This window comes from Pseudomonas sp. MWU347 (genome assembly GCF_017947305.1).
GTDB classification, from domain to species: domain Bacteria; phylum Pseudomonadota; class Gammaproteobacteria; order Pseudomonadales; family Pseudomonadaceae; genus Aquipseudomonas; species Aquipseudomonas putida_A.
Window position 1 is genome coordinate 540,577 of record NZ_JAFGZB010000004.1, and the last position, 13,764, is coordinate 554,340.

13 protein-coding genes are annotated in these 13,764 nt (G+C 60.0%); all 13 read left to right on the plus strand.

Annotated features, from left to right (window positions below; genetic code table 11):
- The first annotated feature begins 102 nt into the window (after window positions 1-102).
- Window positions 103-933 carry a flagellar synthesis regulator FleN gene (fleN, locus tag KCG87_RS11740; RefSeq protein WP_003222917.1) on the plus strand — a complete coding sequence of 277 codons (831 nt, stop codon included), beginning with the start codon at window positions 103-105 and terminating at the stop codon, window positions 931-933.
- Window positions 930-1,670, plus strand: coding sequence for an RNA polymerase sigma factor FliA (gene fliA / locus KCG87_RS11745; RefSeq protein ID WP_007920004.1), 741 nt, complete (start codon window positions 930-932; stop codon window positions 1,668-1,670). Before fleN ends, fliA begins: the two co-directional genes overlap by 4 nt.
- Before the next feature lie 165 nt (window positions 1,671-1,835).
- On the plus strand, window positions 1,836-2,207 hold the full coding sequence (locus KCG87_RS11750; protein ID WP_024012118.1) for a chemotaxis response regulator CheY: 372 nt from the start codon (window positions 1,836-1,838) through the stop codon (window positions 2,205-2,207).
- Window positions 2,208-2,224: 17 nt separating this feature from the next.
- Window positions 2,225-3,013: a protein phosphatase CheZ gene (locus tag KCG87_RS11755; protein WP_027613919.1), complete on the plus strand. Its 789-nt coding sequence runs from the start codon at window positions 2,225-2,227 to the stop codon at window positions 3,011-3,013.
- Window positions 3,014-3,067: 54 nt separating this feature from the next.
- Entirely contained in the window at window positions 3,068-5,350 is a 2,283-nt protein-coding gene (locus tag KCG87_RS11760) for a chemotaxis protein CheA (protein ID WP_098967854.1), read from the plus strand.
- A 49-nt stretch (window positions 5,351-5,399) separates the two neighbouring features.
- Window positions 5,400-6,536, plus strand: a complete 1,137-nt coding sequence (locus KCG87_RS11765) for a chemotaxis response regulator protein-glutamate methylesterase (RefSeq protein WP_095139385.1) — start codon at window positions 5,400-5,402, stop codon at window positions 6,534-6,536.
- Window positions 6,536-7,276 carry a flagellar motor protein gene (locus tag KCG87_RS11770; RefSeq protein ID WP_003222929.1) on the plus strand — a complete coding sequence of 247 codons (741 nt, stop codon included), beginning with the start codon at window positions 6,536-6,538 and terminating at the stop codon, window positions 7,274-7,276. The genes KCG87_RS11765 and KCG87_RS11770 overlap by 1 nt, the downstream gene beginning before the upstream one ends.
- Window positions 7,277-7,291: 15 nt before the next feature.
- Entirely contained in the window at window positions 7,292-8,182 is an 891-nt protein-coding gene (gene motD / locus KCG87_RS11775; RefSeq protein ID WP_027613922.1) for a flagellar motor protein MotD, read from the plus strand.
- A 43-nt stretch (window positions 8,183-8,225) separates the two neighbouring features.
- Window positions 8,226-9,014 carry a ParA family protein gene (locus KCG87_RS11780; protein WP_003222933.1) on the plus strand — a complete coding sequence of 263 codons (789 nt, stop codon included), beginning with the start codon at window positions 8,226-8,228 and terminating at the stop codon, window positions 9,012-9,014.
- Between the two features lie 118 nt (window positions 9,015-9,132).
- A complete protein-coding gene (locus KCG87_RS11785; protein WP_210559219.1) occupies window positions 9,133-10,095 on the plus strand; it encodes a CheW domain-containing protein in 963 nt (320 codons plus the stop codon).
- A gap of 90 nt (window positions 10,096-10,185) precedes the next feature.
- Window positions 10,186-10,671, plus strand: coding sequence for a chemotaxis protein CheW (locus KCG87_RS11790; RefSeq protein ID WP_003222936.1), 486 nt, complete (start codon window positions 10,186-10,188; stop codon window positions 10,669-10,671).
- Window positions 10,672-11,064, plus strand: a complete 393-nt coding sequence (locus KCG87_RS11795; RefSeq protein WP_007961680.1) for a DUF2802 domain-containing protein — start codon at window positions 10,672-10,674, stop codon at window positions 11,062-11,064.
- Between the two features lie 235 nt (window positions 11,065-11,299).
- Window positions 11,300-13,741, plus strand: coding sequence for a PIG-L family deacetylase (locus tag KCG87_RS11800; protein ID WP_210559218.1), 2,442 nt, complete (start codon window positions 11,300-11,302; stop codon window positions 13,739-13,741).
- Window positions 13,742-13,764: the final 23 nt, after the last annotated feature.

Sequence of the window (13,764 nt, forward strand, 5' to 3'; positions counted from 1 at the left end):
GTTTTTGTACCTACATCGATGGTCTGCCATGCATTGTTCCGGTTGAGAACGCGCAGCCAGTAATGTGGCCTCCGTCTATGCAAGACAAGGTAAAGAAATAACATGGGCAGCATGCATCCCGTACAGGTGATCGCGGTGACCGGCGGCAAAGGTGGCGTCGGCAAGACTAACGTGTCAGTGAACTTGTCTCTGGCGCTGGCAGAGCTTGGCCGTCGGGTCATGCTGCTGGACGCCGATCTGGGGCTGGCGAACGTCGACGTTCTGCTGGGACTGACCCCCAAACGTACTCTGGCCGATGTGATCGAAGGCCGCTGTGAGCTGCGCGACGTGCTGTTGCAGGGCCCCGGCGGGATCCGCATCGTGCCGGCCGCTTCCGGCACCCAAAGCATGGTGCACCTGAGCCCGGCGCAACATGCCGGTCTGATTCAGGCCTTCAGCGACATCGGCGACAACCTCGATGTGCTGGTGATCGACACCGCTGCAGGTATTGGTGACTCGGTAGTCAGTTTTGTCCGCGCCGCGCAGGAAGTGTTGCTGGTGGTCTGCGACGAGCCGACCTCGATCACCGACGCCTACGCGCTGATCAAACTGCTCAACCGCGACTACGGCATGAACCGCTTCCGCGTGCTGGCCAACATGGCGCAGAGCCCGCAGGAAGGGCGCAACCTGTTCGCCAAGTTGACCAAGGTCACGGATCGCTTCCTCGACGTCGCCTTACAATACGTCGGCGCCGTGCCGTACGACGAAAGCGTGCGCAAGGCAGTGCAGAAGCAGCGAGCGGTCTATGAAGCCTTTCCGCGTTCCAAGTGCGCGCTGGCGTTCAAGGCGATCGCGCAGAAGGTCGATACCTGGCCGCTGCCTGCCAACCCGCGCGGCCACCTTGAGTTTTTCGTCGAGCGCCTCGTGCAGCAAACAGCAGGGCCTGTGTTATGACCGCGAGCGGTATGAACTACTACAAGAAGTCGGCACGTGACGCGCAGTACGAGTTGATCGAGCGTTACGCGCCACTGGTCAAGCGCATTGCCTATCACTTGCTGGCGCGCTTGCCGGCGAGTGTGCAGGTTGAAGACCTGATTCAGGCCGGGATGATCGGCCTGCTCGAAGTCTCAACCAAATATGACGCCAGCAAAGGCGCCAGTTTCGAAACGTACGCGGGCATCCGGATCCGCGGCGCGATGCTCGATGAAGTGCGCAAAGGGGATTGGGCACCGCGCTCGGTTCACCGCAATACCCGTATGGTCAGCGATGCCATTCGCTCAATTGAAGCTAAAACCGGCCGTGACGCTAAAGATCACGAGGTTGCGGCCGAACTCCAATTGAGTCTCGACGATTACTACGGGATTTTGAATGACACCTTGGGCAGCCGGCTGTTCAGTTTCGACGACCTGTTGCAGGACGGCGAACACGAAGGGCTGCACGAGGATGGCGCCAGTGCTCATCTTGAGCCGTCACGCGATCTGGAAGATGAACGCTTCCAGGCGGCGCTGGCGGACGCGATTGCCAATTTGCCGGAGCGTGAGCGACTGGTGTTGGCGCTGTACTACGACGAAGAGCTGAACCTCAAGGAGATCGGTGAAGTCCTTGGCGTCAGTGAATCGCGGGTCAGCCAGTTACACAGCCAGTGCGCGGCCCGTTTGCGGGGGCGTTTGGGGGAGTGGCGAGCGCGCTGAAGGCAGTGTGGGGACACTGCGAACGAGGCTGGTGCGGTGAGAACGGCACCGGTCTTGCTCTGTTGTGCTCCAGACAGTCTTCGAGTGCTGCGCCGATTGATTGAAGTGGCGCGTCCAGGTGCTGGGCGCGTTTAAGACTGCTTGGAGGTCGAATTGAACAAAGACATGAAAATCCTCATCGTTGATGACTTCTCAACGATGCGGCGGATCATCAAGAACCTGCTGCGCGATCTCGGGTTCACCAACACCGTCGAGGCCGACGATGGCACTACCGCCATTCCGGTACTCAACAGCGGCAGCATCGACTTTCTGGTAACGGACTGGAACATGCCGGGCATGACCGGTATCGACTTGCTGCGCCACGTGCGTGCCGATGAAAAACTCAAGCACCTGCCGGTGCTGATGGTGACCGCTGAAGCCAAGCGCGAGCAAATCATCGAGGCCGCTCAGGCCGGTGTGAACGGCTACGTGGTCAAACCTTTCACGGCTCAGGCGTTGAAAGACAAAATCGAGAAGATTTTCGAACGCATCGGCTGATGACGCGCGGGGGAGCTATGGAGCATAACGAATCTTCACAGGGCGATTTCGAGTCGACCCTGAAAAAACACGCGGTCGAACTGGTCGAGAGCCTTGAAAAAGGCAGGTTCGGCGACGCTGTGCAACTGATCCATGAGCTCAATCAGACCCGTGACCGCGGCCTGTATCAGGAAGTGGGCAAGCTCACACGCGAACTGCACAGTGCGATCGTCAATTTCCAGATCGATCCGCACATGCCGCAGGCCGAGGAAGTGTCGCAAATCACCGACGCCACCGAACGCCTGGGCTATGTGGTCAAGCTGACCGAAGCCGCGGCCAACCGCACCATGGATCTGGTGGAAAGCGCCACCCCGGTGGTCAATGGCCTGGCTGAAGAAGCCCAGGCGCTGAGCACCGATTGGGGCCGCTTCATGCGTCGTGAAGTCGGAGCTGAAGAGTTCCGCGAGCTGGCGCGCCGGGTCGACGGTTTTCTGTCACGCAGCAGCACGGACAACCGTGCGGTGTCGAGCAACCTCAACGACATCCTGCTGGCTCAGGATTACCAGGACCTCACCGGTCAAGTGATCAAGCGTGTGACCCAACTGGTCACCGAAGTCGAAAGCAATTTGCTCAAACTCGTCCTCATGGCCAGTCAGGTTGACCGCTTTGCGGGCATCGAACACGACCGTGCCGCGATGCTTGCAGAAAAAGATCCACAAAAACATCTCTCGCAGGGTGAAGGTCCGCAGATTCATGCCGATAAACGAGAAGACGTTGTGTCCGGTCAGGACGATGTGGACGATTTGTTATCCAGCCTCGGATTCTAGAGTTTTGGAATTTTAGGTTTTTTGGGTTTTTAGACCTGTAGGAGCACCCCATTAATGAGCTTCGGCGCCGATGAAGAGATCCTTCAGGATTTCCTGGTTGAGGCCGGCGAGATTCTTGAGCAACTGTCCGAGCAACTGGTCGAGCTGGAAAGCCGCCCGGATGACGCAGATCTGCTCAACGCAATTTTTCGCGGTTTCCACACTGTAAAAGGGGGCGCCGGCTTCCTTCAGCTCAACGAGCTGGTGGAGTGCTGTCACATCGCCGAAAACGTGTTCGACATCCTGCGCAAGGGTGAGCGTCGCGTTGATGCAGAACTGATGGACGTGGTGCTTGAAGCACTGGACGCGGTGAACAGCATGTTCAGCGAAGTCCGTGAACGTGCACCGATCACGGCGGCCACCCCGGAACTGCTGGCCGCCCTGGCGCGTCTGGCCGAGCCGCAAACGGCCGACGAAGCCCCGGCTTCGCCAGTGGCCGAGATGATCGAAGAACTGGTCGTCGAAGGCGATTCGAGCGATTCGGGCGACATCACCGATAACGAATTTGAACAGCTGCTGGATTCGCTGAACGCCGTCAAGGCCGAAGCCGAAGCCCCGGCCGCTGCTGCACCTGCGCCGGCTGCCGATGCGGCCGCCAGCGATGAAATCACCGACGCCGAATTCGAGTCGTTGCTCGATCAACTGCACGGCAAAGGCCAGTTCGCGCCAGACGCCGTGGCACCGACCGCGGCCGCTCCAGCGGCACCGGCGGCGGGTGACAGCTCGGACATCACCGACGACGAATTCGAAGCACTGCTCGATCAGTTGCATGGCAAGGGCAACTTTGCCGTGGAAGCGCTGGAGTCGGCGATCGCCTCGGCACCGGTTGCGCCTGCCGCACCGGCGGCCGCCGCTGCCGGCAGCGATCTGATCAGCGATCACGAATTCGAATCGCTGCTCGACGAGTTGCACGGCAAAGGCAAGTTCACCGATGTTGGCGCCGCTACTGCGGGCACCGCGTCGACTGTGGCCGCGCCTGCCGCCAAGGCTGCTGCCGCTCCGGCCGCTGTGCCTAAGGCAGCGCCCAAGCCGGAGCCGAAAGCCGAAGCGCCAAAACCGGCCGCCGCTGCTGCACCGGCGCCGGCCCGTGCTGCCGCTGCTCCGCCGCCGGAAAAACCGGCGAGCGAAGCCGAGACCACCGTGCGGGTCGATACCGCGCGTCTCGACGAAATCATGAACATGGTCGGCGAGCTGGTGCTGGTGCGTAACCGTCTGGTGCGCCTGGGTCTCAACAGCGGCGACGAAGCCATGTCCAAGGCCGTGTCGAACCTCGACGTGGTCACGGCTGACTTGCAGACCGCGGTGATGAAGACCCGGATGCAGCCGATCAAGAAGGTCTTCGGGCGCTTCCCGCGTCTGGTTCGCGACCTTGCGCGTCAGCTGAAGAAAGAGATCAATCTGGAGCTGGTGGGTGAGGAAACCGACCTCGACAAAAACCTGGTCGAGGCCCTGGCCGACCCGTTGGTCCACTTGGTGCGTAACGCTGTCGACCACGGCATCGAATCGCCGGAAGAGCGCGAAGCTTCCGGCAAGGCCCGTGGCGGTCGCGTGGTACTGGCCGCCGAGCAGGAAGGCGATCACATCCTGTTGTCGATCTCCGACGACGGCAAGGGCATGGACCCGAACGTGCTGCGTTCGATCGCGGTAAAACGCGGTGTGATGGACAAGGACGCGGCCGATCGCCTGAGCGATACCGAGTGCTACAACCTGATTTTCGCCCCGGGTTTCTCGACCAAGACCGAGATCTCCGACGTGTCCGGCCGCGGTGTCGGCATGGACGTGGTGAAAACCAAGATTTCCCAGCTCAACGGTTCGATCAACATCTACTCGACCAAGGGCCAGGGCTCGAAGATCGTCATCAAGGTGCCGCTGACGCTTGCGATCATGCCGACCCTGATGGTGATGCTCGGCAATCAGGCGTTTGCGTTCCCGTTGGTCAACGTCAACGAAATCTTCCACCTCGACCTGTCGACCACCAACGTGGTGGATGGCCAGGAAGTGGTGATCGTGCGGGACAAGGCGCTGCCATTGTTCTACCTCAAGCGCTGGCTGGTCAGCTCCGCCGCTCACGAAGAGCAGCGCGAAGGCCATGTGGTGATCCTTTCGGTGGGCACCCAGCGGATCGGCTTCGTCGTCGATCAACTGGTCGGCCAGGAAGAAGTGGTCATCAAGCCATTGGGCAAAATGCTGCAGGGCACTCCGGGCATGTCCGGCGCCACCATCACCGGTGACGGCCGCATCGCGCTGATCCTTGATGTTCCAAGCATGCTCAAGCGTTACGCGACGAAGCGTATTTGAATCCGGGGCAGCGGGGCGACGACGTCCCGCTGCACCTAATGGAGTGTTTATGGCAGTCAAAGTCCTGGTGGTGGACGATTCGGGTTTTTTCCGCCGCCGCGTCTCGGAAATTCTTTCAGCAGATCCGAGCATCCAGGTGGTCGGTACGGCCACCAACGGTAAAGAGGCGATCGATCAGGCCCTGGCCCTCAAGCCGGACGTGATCACCATGGACTACGAGATGCCGATGATGGATGGCATCACGGCGGTGCGGCACATCATGCAGCGCTGCCCGACCCCGGTGTTGATGTTCTCCTCGCTGACGCACGAAGGCGCCCGGGTTACCCTGGATGCGCTGGACGCCGGTGCGGTGGATTTCCTGCCGAAGAATTTCGAAGACATCTCGCGCAACCCCGAGAAGGTCAAGCAACTGCTGTGCGAGAAGGTCCACAGCATCTCGCGCAGCAATCGTCGTTTCAGTGCCTACAGTGCGCCGGCTCCGGCCGCTGCACCGACGCCTGCGCCAGCCCCGGCGGCCTCGAGTTTCAGCAGCCACAGCGCTGCTGCTCCGACGCGTCCGGCGCCGGCTCCAGCACCTGCGCGTGCGCCAGCCGCCAGCGCGTCGTCGCCGGCACCGAAACGCAAAGCCTACAAACTGGTTGCCATCGGGACTTCGACCGGCGGCCCGGTTGCCCTGCAACGGGTGCTGACCCAATTGCCGGCGAACTTCCCGGCGCCGATCGTGCTGATCCAGCACATGCCGGCGGCGTTCACCAAGGCGTTTGCCGAGCGCCTGGACAAGCTGTGCCGCATCAGCGTGAAAGAGGCCGAGGATGGCGACATCCTGCGTCCGGGCCTGGCGCTGCTGGCGCCGGGTGGCAAGCAGATGATGATCGACGGCCGTGGCGCGGTGAAAATCCTGCCGGGCGACGAGCGTCTGAATTACAAGCCGTGCGTGGACATCACCTTCGGTTCCGCAGCCAAGTCCTACGGTGACAAAGTTCTGGCGGTGGTCCTCACCGGCATGGGCGCCGACGGCCGCGAAGGCGCGCGTCTGCTCAAGCAGGGCGGCAGCTCGGTATGGGCGCAAGACGAAGCCAGTTGTGTGATCTACGGCATGCCGATGGCCATCGTCAAAGCCGATCTGGCTGACGCGGTTTACGGCCTGGACGACATCGGCAAGCACATCGTCGAGGCGTGTATCTGATGGATGTTCTAAGCCTTATCGGGATCATCATGGCGTTCGTCGCCATCATCGGCGGCAACTACCTTGAAGGCGGTCACCTTGGCGCGCTGGCCAACGGCCCGGCGGCGCTGATCGTGCTCGGTGGCACCATCGGTGCCGCGCTGTTGCAATCGCCGATGAGCGCCTTCAAGCGCGCCATGCAGATTCTCGCCTGGATCCTGTTTCCACCACGGGTGGATCTGGCCGGCGGCATCGATCGGGTGGTCAACTGGAGCCTCACCGCACGCAAGGAAGGCCTGCTCGGGCTGGAAGGCGTCGCTGATGCCGAGCCGGACAACTACTCGCGCAAGGGCCTGCAACTGCTGGTCGATGGCGCCGAGCCGGAAGCGATCCGCAGCATCCTCGAAGTGGATTTCTACACTCAGGAAGCCCGCGACATCGAAGCGGCCAAAGTCTTCGAAAGCATGGGCGGCTATGCGCCGACCATCGGCATCATCGGTGCGGTGATGGGCCTGATTCATGTGATGGGCAACCTCGCTGATCCGACCCAATTGGGCAGCGGTATTGCCGTGGCATTCGTCGCGACCATCTACGGCGTGGCCAGTGCCAACCTGGTGTTGCTGCCGGTGGCGGCCAAACTCAAGTCAATCGCGTTGCGGCAGTCGCGTTATCGCGAAATGTTGTTGGAAGGTATTTTGTCGATCGCCGAAGGTGAAAACCCTCGCTCTATCGAGCTGAAGCTTCAGGGCTTCATGGATTGATGGGGGTAATGGACTATGGCTCGCCGCAGGCATCAGGAAGAACACGTTAATCACGAGCGCTGGCTCGTGTCCTACGCGGATTTCATCACGTTGTTGTTCGCGTTCTTCGTGGTGATGTACTCGATCTCGTCGATCAACGAAGGCAAGTACAAAGTCATTTCCGAGGCGCTGATCGGGGTTTTCACTGACTCCGACCGCTCGCTCAAGCCGATCCCGATCGGTGAGGAACGGCCGAAAACCGTGACCCCGGCCAAGCCGCTGGTCAAGGACAGCGAGCAGGTCGATGCCGGTATCGCCGGGGCCAGCGATCCGCTGAAAAGCATTGCCGATGACATCAGTGCCGCGTTCGGCGACTTGATCGCTTCCAACCAGATGACCGTGCGCGGCAACGAGTTGTGGGTCGAGATCGAACTCAATTCCAGCCTGTTGTTCGGCAGTGGCGACGCAATGCCGAGTGATATCGCGTTCAACATCATCGACAAGGTCGCGGCGATCCTCAAACCTTTCGACAACCCGATTCACGTCGAAGGCTTCACCGACGATCAGCCGATCCGCACCGCGCAGTACCCGACCAACTGGGAACTGTCCTCGGCGCGTTCGGCGAGTATCGTGCGGATGCTGGCGATGCAGGGCGTCAACCCCGGGCGTCTGGCCTCGGTGGGTTACGGTGAGTTTCAGCCGGTGGCCAACAACGCCACCGCCGAAGGCCGGGCGAAAAACCGTCGTGTGGTGCTGGTGGTGTCGCGCAACCTCGATGTGCGCCGCAGTCTGACCGGTACCGGTACTGCCAATGCACAACCGGACGCGGCATTGAAGCGCGCTGGCACACAAACTGCACCGTCCCCGGTCAAGACGCCGGGACGCGAGAGTGCCGTCAATTCTCCGTCGCCCGCATTAATACGCTGAGCTATGTCTCGGTCGAGCATCTCGGCCGGGAGGAACGAACCGAATGAGAGTCTGGGCAGTCGCCAATCAAAAGGGTGGTGTCGGTAAAACCACATCTTCCATCGCTTTAGCCGGATTGCTGGCGGAGGCGGGCAAGCGCGTGGTTGTGGTCGATCTCGACCCGCACGGCTCGATGACCAGCTATTTCGGCTACGACCCGGACAGCCTGGAACACAGCAACTACGACCTGTTTCTGCACAAGGGCAGCGTGCCGCAAGGCTTGCCCGGGCAGTTGCTGCTGTCGACCAGCGACGAACGCATTTCCCTGTTGCCGTCGAGTACCGCACTCGCCACCCTCGAGCGCCAGTCGCCGGGGCAGAGTGGCCTGGGCCTGGTGATCGCCAAGAGTCTGGCGCAGCTGTGGCAGGACTTCGATTACGCGATCATCGACAGCCCGCCGTTGCTCGGCGTGCTGATGGTCAACGCTCTGGCCGCGAGCCAGCAACTGGTGATCCCGGTGCAGACCGAGCACCTGGCCGTCAAAGGTCTGGAGCGCATGGTCAACACCCTGGCGATGATCAACCGCTCGCGCAAACAGGCGCTGCCGTTCAGCATCGTGCCGACCCTGTTCGACCGCCGCACCCAAGCATCGCTGGGCACCTTGCGCGTGCTGCGTGACAAATTCCCCGAAGAGATCTGGCAGGGTTACATCCCGGTCGATACCCGTCTGCGCGACGCCAGCCGGGCCGGGGTCACGCCTTCGCAGTTCGACGGCAAGAGTCGTGGCGTGCTGGCGTACCGCGCGCTGCTCAAGCATCTGTTGGCGCAGCAACTTGTTCCGCAGGTGGCTTGAGCATGATCTCCATTCGTGTAGGAGCTGCCGCAGGCTGCGATCTTTTGATCTTGCCTGGCGTTGCTCCTGAAAAGATCAAAAGATCGCAGCCTGCGGCAGCTCCTACAGGGAGTTATGCATGAATCGGCCGGTGAAGTTGACGTCGAAACCGCAGTTGGCGTTGCAGTCCTATCTGGACAGCTTGCTGCAGGAAATCCCTGACGAGTTGCCGCCCGTGGAAGTGCCGGTCGAGGCGCCGGTAGAGGTGGTCGAAAGTGCTGCGGCGCTGGACGAGTTTCAGGCTGCGGTACTGGAAGAGCAGGCGCGTGATGCGCAGAAAACCACCAAACCTGCCGCCCCGGTTGCCGCGCCTGCCGCCGCACCGATCGCCAAGGCGCCAGTGGCGTTGATCGAAGAAGCCGAGCCGCCGCGCGCGCCGGTTTCGACACTCGCACCGCTGCTGCAAACCCAATTGCTGAAAACCGCGCCGGAACCGGTCGTGGCCGAACCGGCGCCGGTGGCACCGGCACCCGTCGAACAGACGCTGGTGCCGCCAGTGGTGGAAGTGCACCTGCCACCGAGCAACACGCCGCCACCGGTGGAAACCGATGGCCGTCCGGCCTGGGCTTCGGAAGCCTTCGAATGCCTGTTGTTCGATGTTGCCGGGCTGACACTGGCGGTGCCGCTGGTGTGCCTCGGTTCGATCTATTCGCTGGCCGGCCACGAGTTGACGCCGCTGTTCGGGCAGCCGGAATGGTTCCTCGGGATTCTGCCGAGCCAGGCCGGCAATCTGAAAGTGTTGGACACGGCGCGTTGGGTCATGCCGGATCGCTATCGCGATGACTTCCGTCAGGGCCTGCAGTACGTGATTTCGGTACAAGGTTACGAATGGGGCCTGGCGGTGCATCAGGTCAGCCGTTCGTTGCGTCTGGATCCGAATGAAATCAAATGGAGAAGTCACCGGGGTCAGCGGCCATGGCTTGCCGGCACGGTGATCGAGCACATGTGTGCATTACTTGATGTAGCCGCGCTGGCCGAATTGATCGCCAGCGGCGGGGCAAAGCACTTGGGCGGCCACAAGCCGCTACATAAATCGACATAGCAGCCGACATAACAGTCAGGCGAAGGCATTTTTCAATGCCTCCACACAGAACACACACCGCCCAGTGCGGTTTTTTCGAGGGGTCAGGGTATGAGTAGTCAGGCGACGAATGCAAAAGGTTCTGAAGATCCGATCCTGCAATGGGTGACCTTCAAGCTGGACAACGAAACCTACGGCATCAACGTGATGCGCGTTCAGGAAGTCCTGCGTTACACCGAAATCGCGCCGGTACCGGGTGCGCCAAGCTACGTGCTGGGCATCATCAACCTGCGCGGTAACGTGGTCACCGTGATCGACACCCGTCAGCGCTTCGGCCTGAACAGCGGCGAGATCAGCGACAACACCCGTATCGTCATCATCGAAGCCGACAAGCAAGTGGTCGGGATCATGGTCGACAGCGTGGCCGAAGTGGTTTACCTGCGTCAGTCGGAAATCGAGACCGCGCCAAACGTCGGCAACGAAGAGTCGGCCAAGTTCATCCAGGGCGTGTGCAACAAGAACAACGAGTTGCTGATCCTGGTCGAGCTGGACAAGATGATGAGCGAAGAAGAATGGTCGGAACTGGAGAGCATCTGATTGATTCTCGAGGTGGCGGTCATTGTCCTGTTCCTCTTTTGGGCAGGCACGCTGGCAATGTTTCTGGCGTACATCAAGGCGCAGCGGGTGATCGCTGCGCAACAGGCTCAGGGCGACGCGCTGCGTGATCAGCGCATCAAGGACCTGGCCAAGCGTGTCGACGACTATCAGAACGGCAACGTGCGCATGGGCGAAGCCCTGCACGAGCTGCGCTCGGTCGTCGGTCCGTTGCCGGACAAGATTGTCGCGCTGGAACAGCGCGACCCGTCGAGCCTGTCGTTCGCTCAGGCGGCGAAACTGGTGGGCATGGGCGCGAGCGTCGATGAGCTGACCCAGTCCTGCGGCTTGACCCAGGCTGAGGCGGAGTTGATGCGCAAGCTGCACAGAAGCTGATATGCGTAGAGGCATGTCATTTGAATAAGAATCGCCGGTCATGCCGGCGATTTTTTTTGCGCTCGATTTTGTTGCCTGATTCGCCCATGGCCGTCTGTCTGAACTGTTATTTATGACAGTAGAGAATTTCGCTCATCGCTCCTCACACTTCTCGTGACTCGCGATAGTCCCGTCGGCTTTTCAGGCAGACGCGTCTGATCGCCAATTCACCGATCCAGCCAATCGTGGAGTGGGTATGCATTTGCCAGCCAGAATCGAACGCGTGAAAAAAGTCCGGTCACCCGGTGTTGCCGCCCTGTGGCTGGCAGTCGTGCTGCTCCTGACGGCTTGTCAGGCTCAAGTCAGCAGGTTCGCTCCAGAAGCCAATACTGCCGACCGGCAAAATTGTCACGGTGTCCACCTTGTCAATGTCGTTGCGCATATGGACGACGATCTGCTGTTTATTGATCCGCGGATTTCGCAAGTTCTGGCTGCCGGCGGCTGTGTGACCAGTATCTTCATGAACGGTGGCAGTTCTGGCGCCGGTTTCGACTATGTGTTGAAGCGCGAAAGCGCATCGACAAAAGCCTATGAAAAAATGCTGGGTTTTGCGATCGGGTGGACGCCTTACCTGATATTCACTGATTCAGCCATTGTGATGAGCGTCAAGGCCAATGAGCGACCTGGATTGAAGCTCATATTTTTGCGTGTGCCGGGAGGGGACGTTCGTGGTGGAGATGTGCCGCTGGCCGATTTGCTCGACCTCGATAAAACTGTTCGGAGTTGGCCCTATCTGGACTCGGCTTCAGGTCCGGTAAACCTCTACAGTCGAACATCTTTTGTGCAGCTCTTGACTGAGCTGATCGTCAATGAAGGAGCCACCCGGGTGTATGCACTCAATCCGGACACCGTCCCGTACACGGAGCATCCTGACCATATTTATTCGGCACGTTTGACGCGCCTGGCCTTGCGCGGGATCAGTGCAGATATCCCGGTGGTTTATCACGAGACCTATCCCTCGGCGGCCGTCGCTCCTAACGTGGACCCGGCAGCGGTGCAGGCGAAACGGCATGTTGTCGCCAGTTACTTTCATTTTGAAGGGGCTGAGTCAGTCAGCAGTGCGTACAGTGAAGCCACCTGGAATGGCAATTGGGTGGCGCGACTCAATTTCACGCTCAGCCATGCTCACGCCGCCGGGCCACTGGTCAATATCCCTTTCAGACCGCTAGTCAATTTCCAGACGCAACAGTGCCTGGTTGCCAATGGATTGGGGCAGCAGGTGACACTGGATGGATGTGAGCCAGACGCTGACCAGCGCTGGGCGTTTGTGCCCTCCGACATTGCAGTCGGCGCGAGCAGGGGAGTTGCACTGCTGAAAACAGCCTCTGGCCATTGCATAGCGCGTCAGAATGGCCAATTGATCGAACGCGCATGTGAAAGCAATGAGCCCTCTCAACACTGGACTCCGTGGGATTTCGGGAAAATCTATGTTCCCGGAGTGCAGGGGCAATGCCTGGACGGAGTACAGCCGAGCTTGATAGCGGATTGCAGGGAGTTTGCGGGTTCTACGTTGTGGGTGCGCAGCATCGATAACATCGACAGCAATGATTCGATGGAAGTGGCGCTGACGGGGGATGTCATCGGTGACGGGACGAACCGGACGGTACAAGTGCAGCGCCGGCAGGATGGTCCAGGTGTCGATATTTGGGTCACGTCGCTGGACGCAGACGCGATTGCATCCGAGAAATGGTATGAGGACAGACGTCCATTTGATCCAGACTCTTTTGATTCCGGGTGTGCTACAGCCCTTTGCTACGACACTACGCGCTATTTGCTGGCGGATTTCACAGGCGACGGCAAGGCTGATCTGATGGCGATATCGCCCGGAAACGCTGACGAAACCATTTTCAGGCTATTGAAGAATGAAGGCGGGCATTTTGCTGATCCGGTTATCTGGCGTTCGGTTCCGCAAGGGCATGCCTACCGGCAAGCTCAGCAATATCTGGCTGGCGACTTCAGAGGCGTCGGCAAGCAAGATGTGTTGATCGTGCAAACTCTGAATAACACAGTGTCCGATTTCTGGCTGATGGAGAATAAAGGGGCGAGTCTGGGCGTTCCTGCTCACTGGGGAGATGCCCGAAAAAACCCATTGCCGGCCCACTTCTACAGCGTCAGGCTGGACAACGATGGCAAGGATGATGTGCTCGCTGTCGATTCAAGTGCACAGTTCTTGAAGCTGCTCACCTACAGGAGCAGTGGCCGTTCTCTGGATTTTGAAAAAGTCTTGGAATTGCCGGGCTTCTATTCTGCGCGTTCAAAGACCGCAGTGCTGGATTCGCCGATTACCAAACTGACCGATGTATGGGTGCTGCACGCTCGATCAGACGGTAGTGATATCAATTTCTGGAAAGTCGCAAATCTTGGCGGCGGAGAGTTCGAAGAGCCTTCGTCTCCGGCTTTCGAGACGAGCGTGCTTAATTGGGCTGACGTGCGGCCTTATGGGCTGGGGACGGGCAGGCAGATCCTGCTTCCCTATCGCGTCAACGATCCTGTGCATGAGTATTACTGGCGAATCGGGAAAATCGGCTTCAAGGCACTGAATCTGTCCGAGCAAGGTATGCCCCTCGAGATCAAGGATTATGGACGTTCACCACGGTTTGAATGGGCGAACCTGCAGTGGCGAGCGCGCTTGAATTGAATGTCGAGCGAGGACGCGTGCAC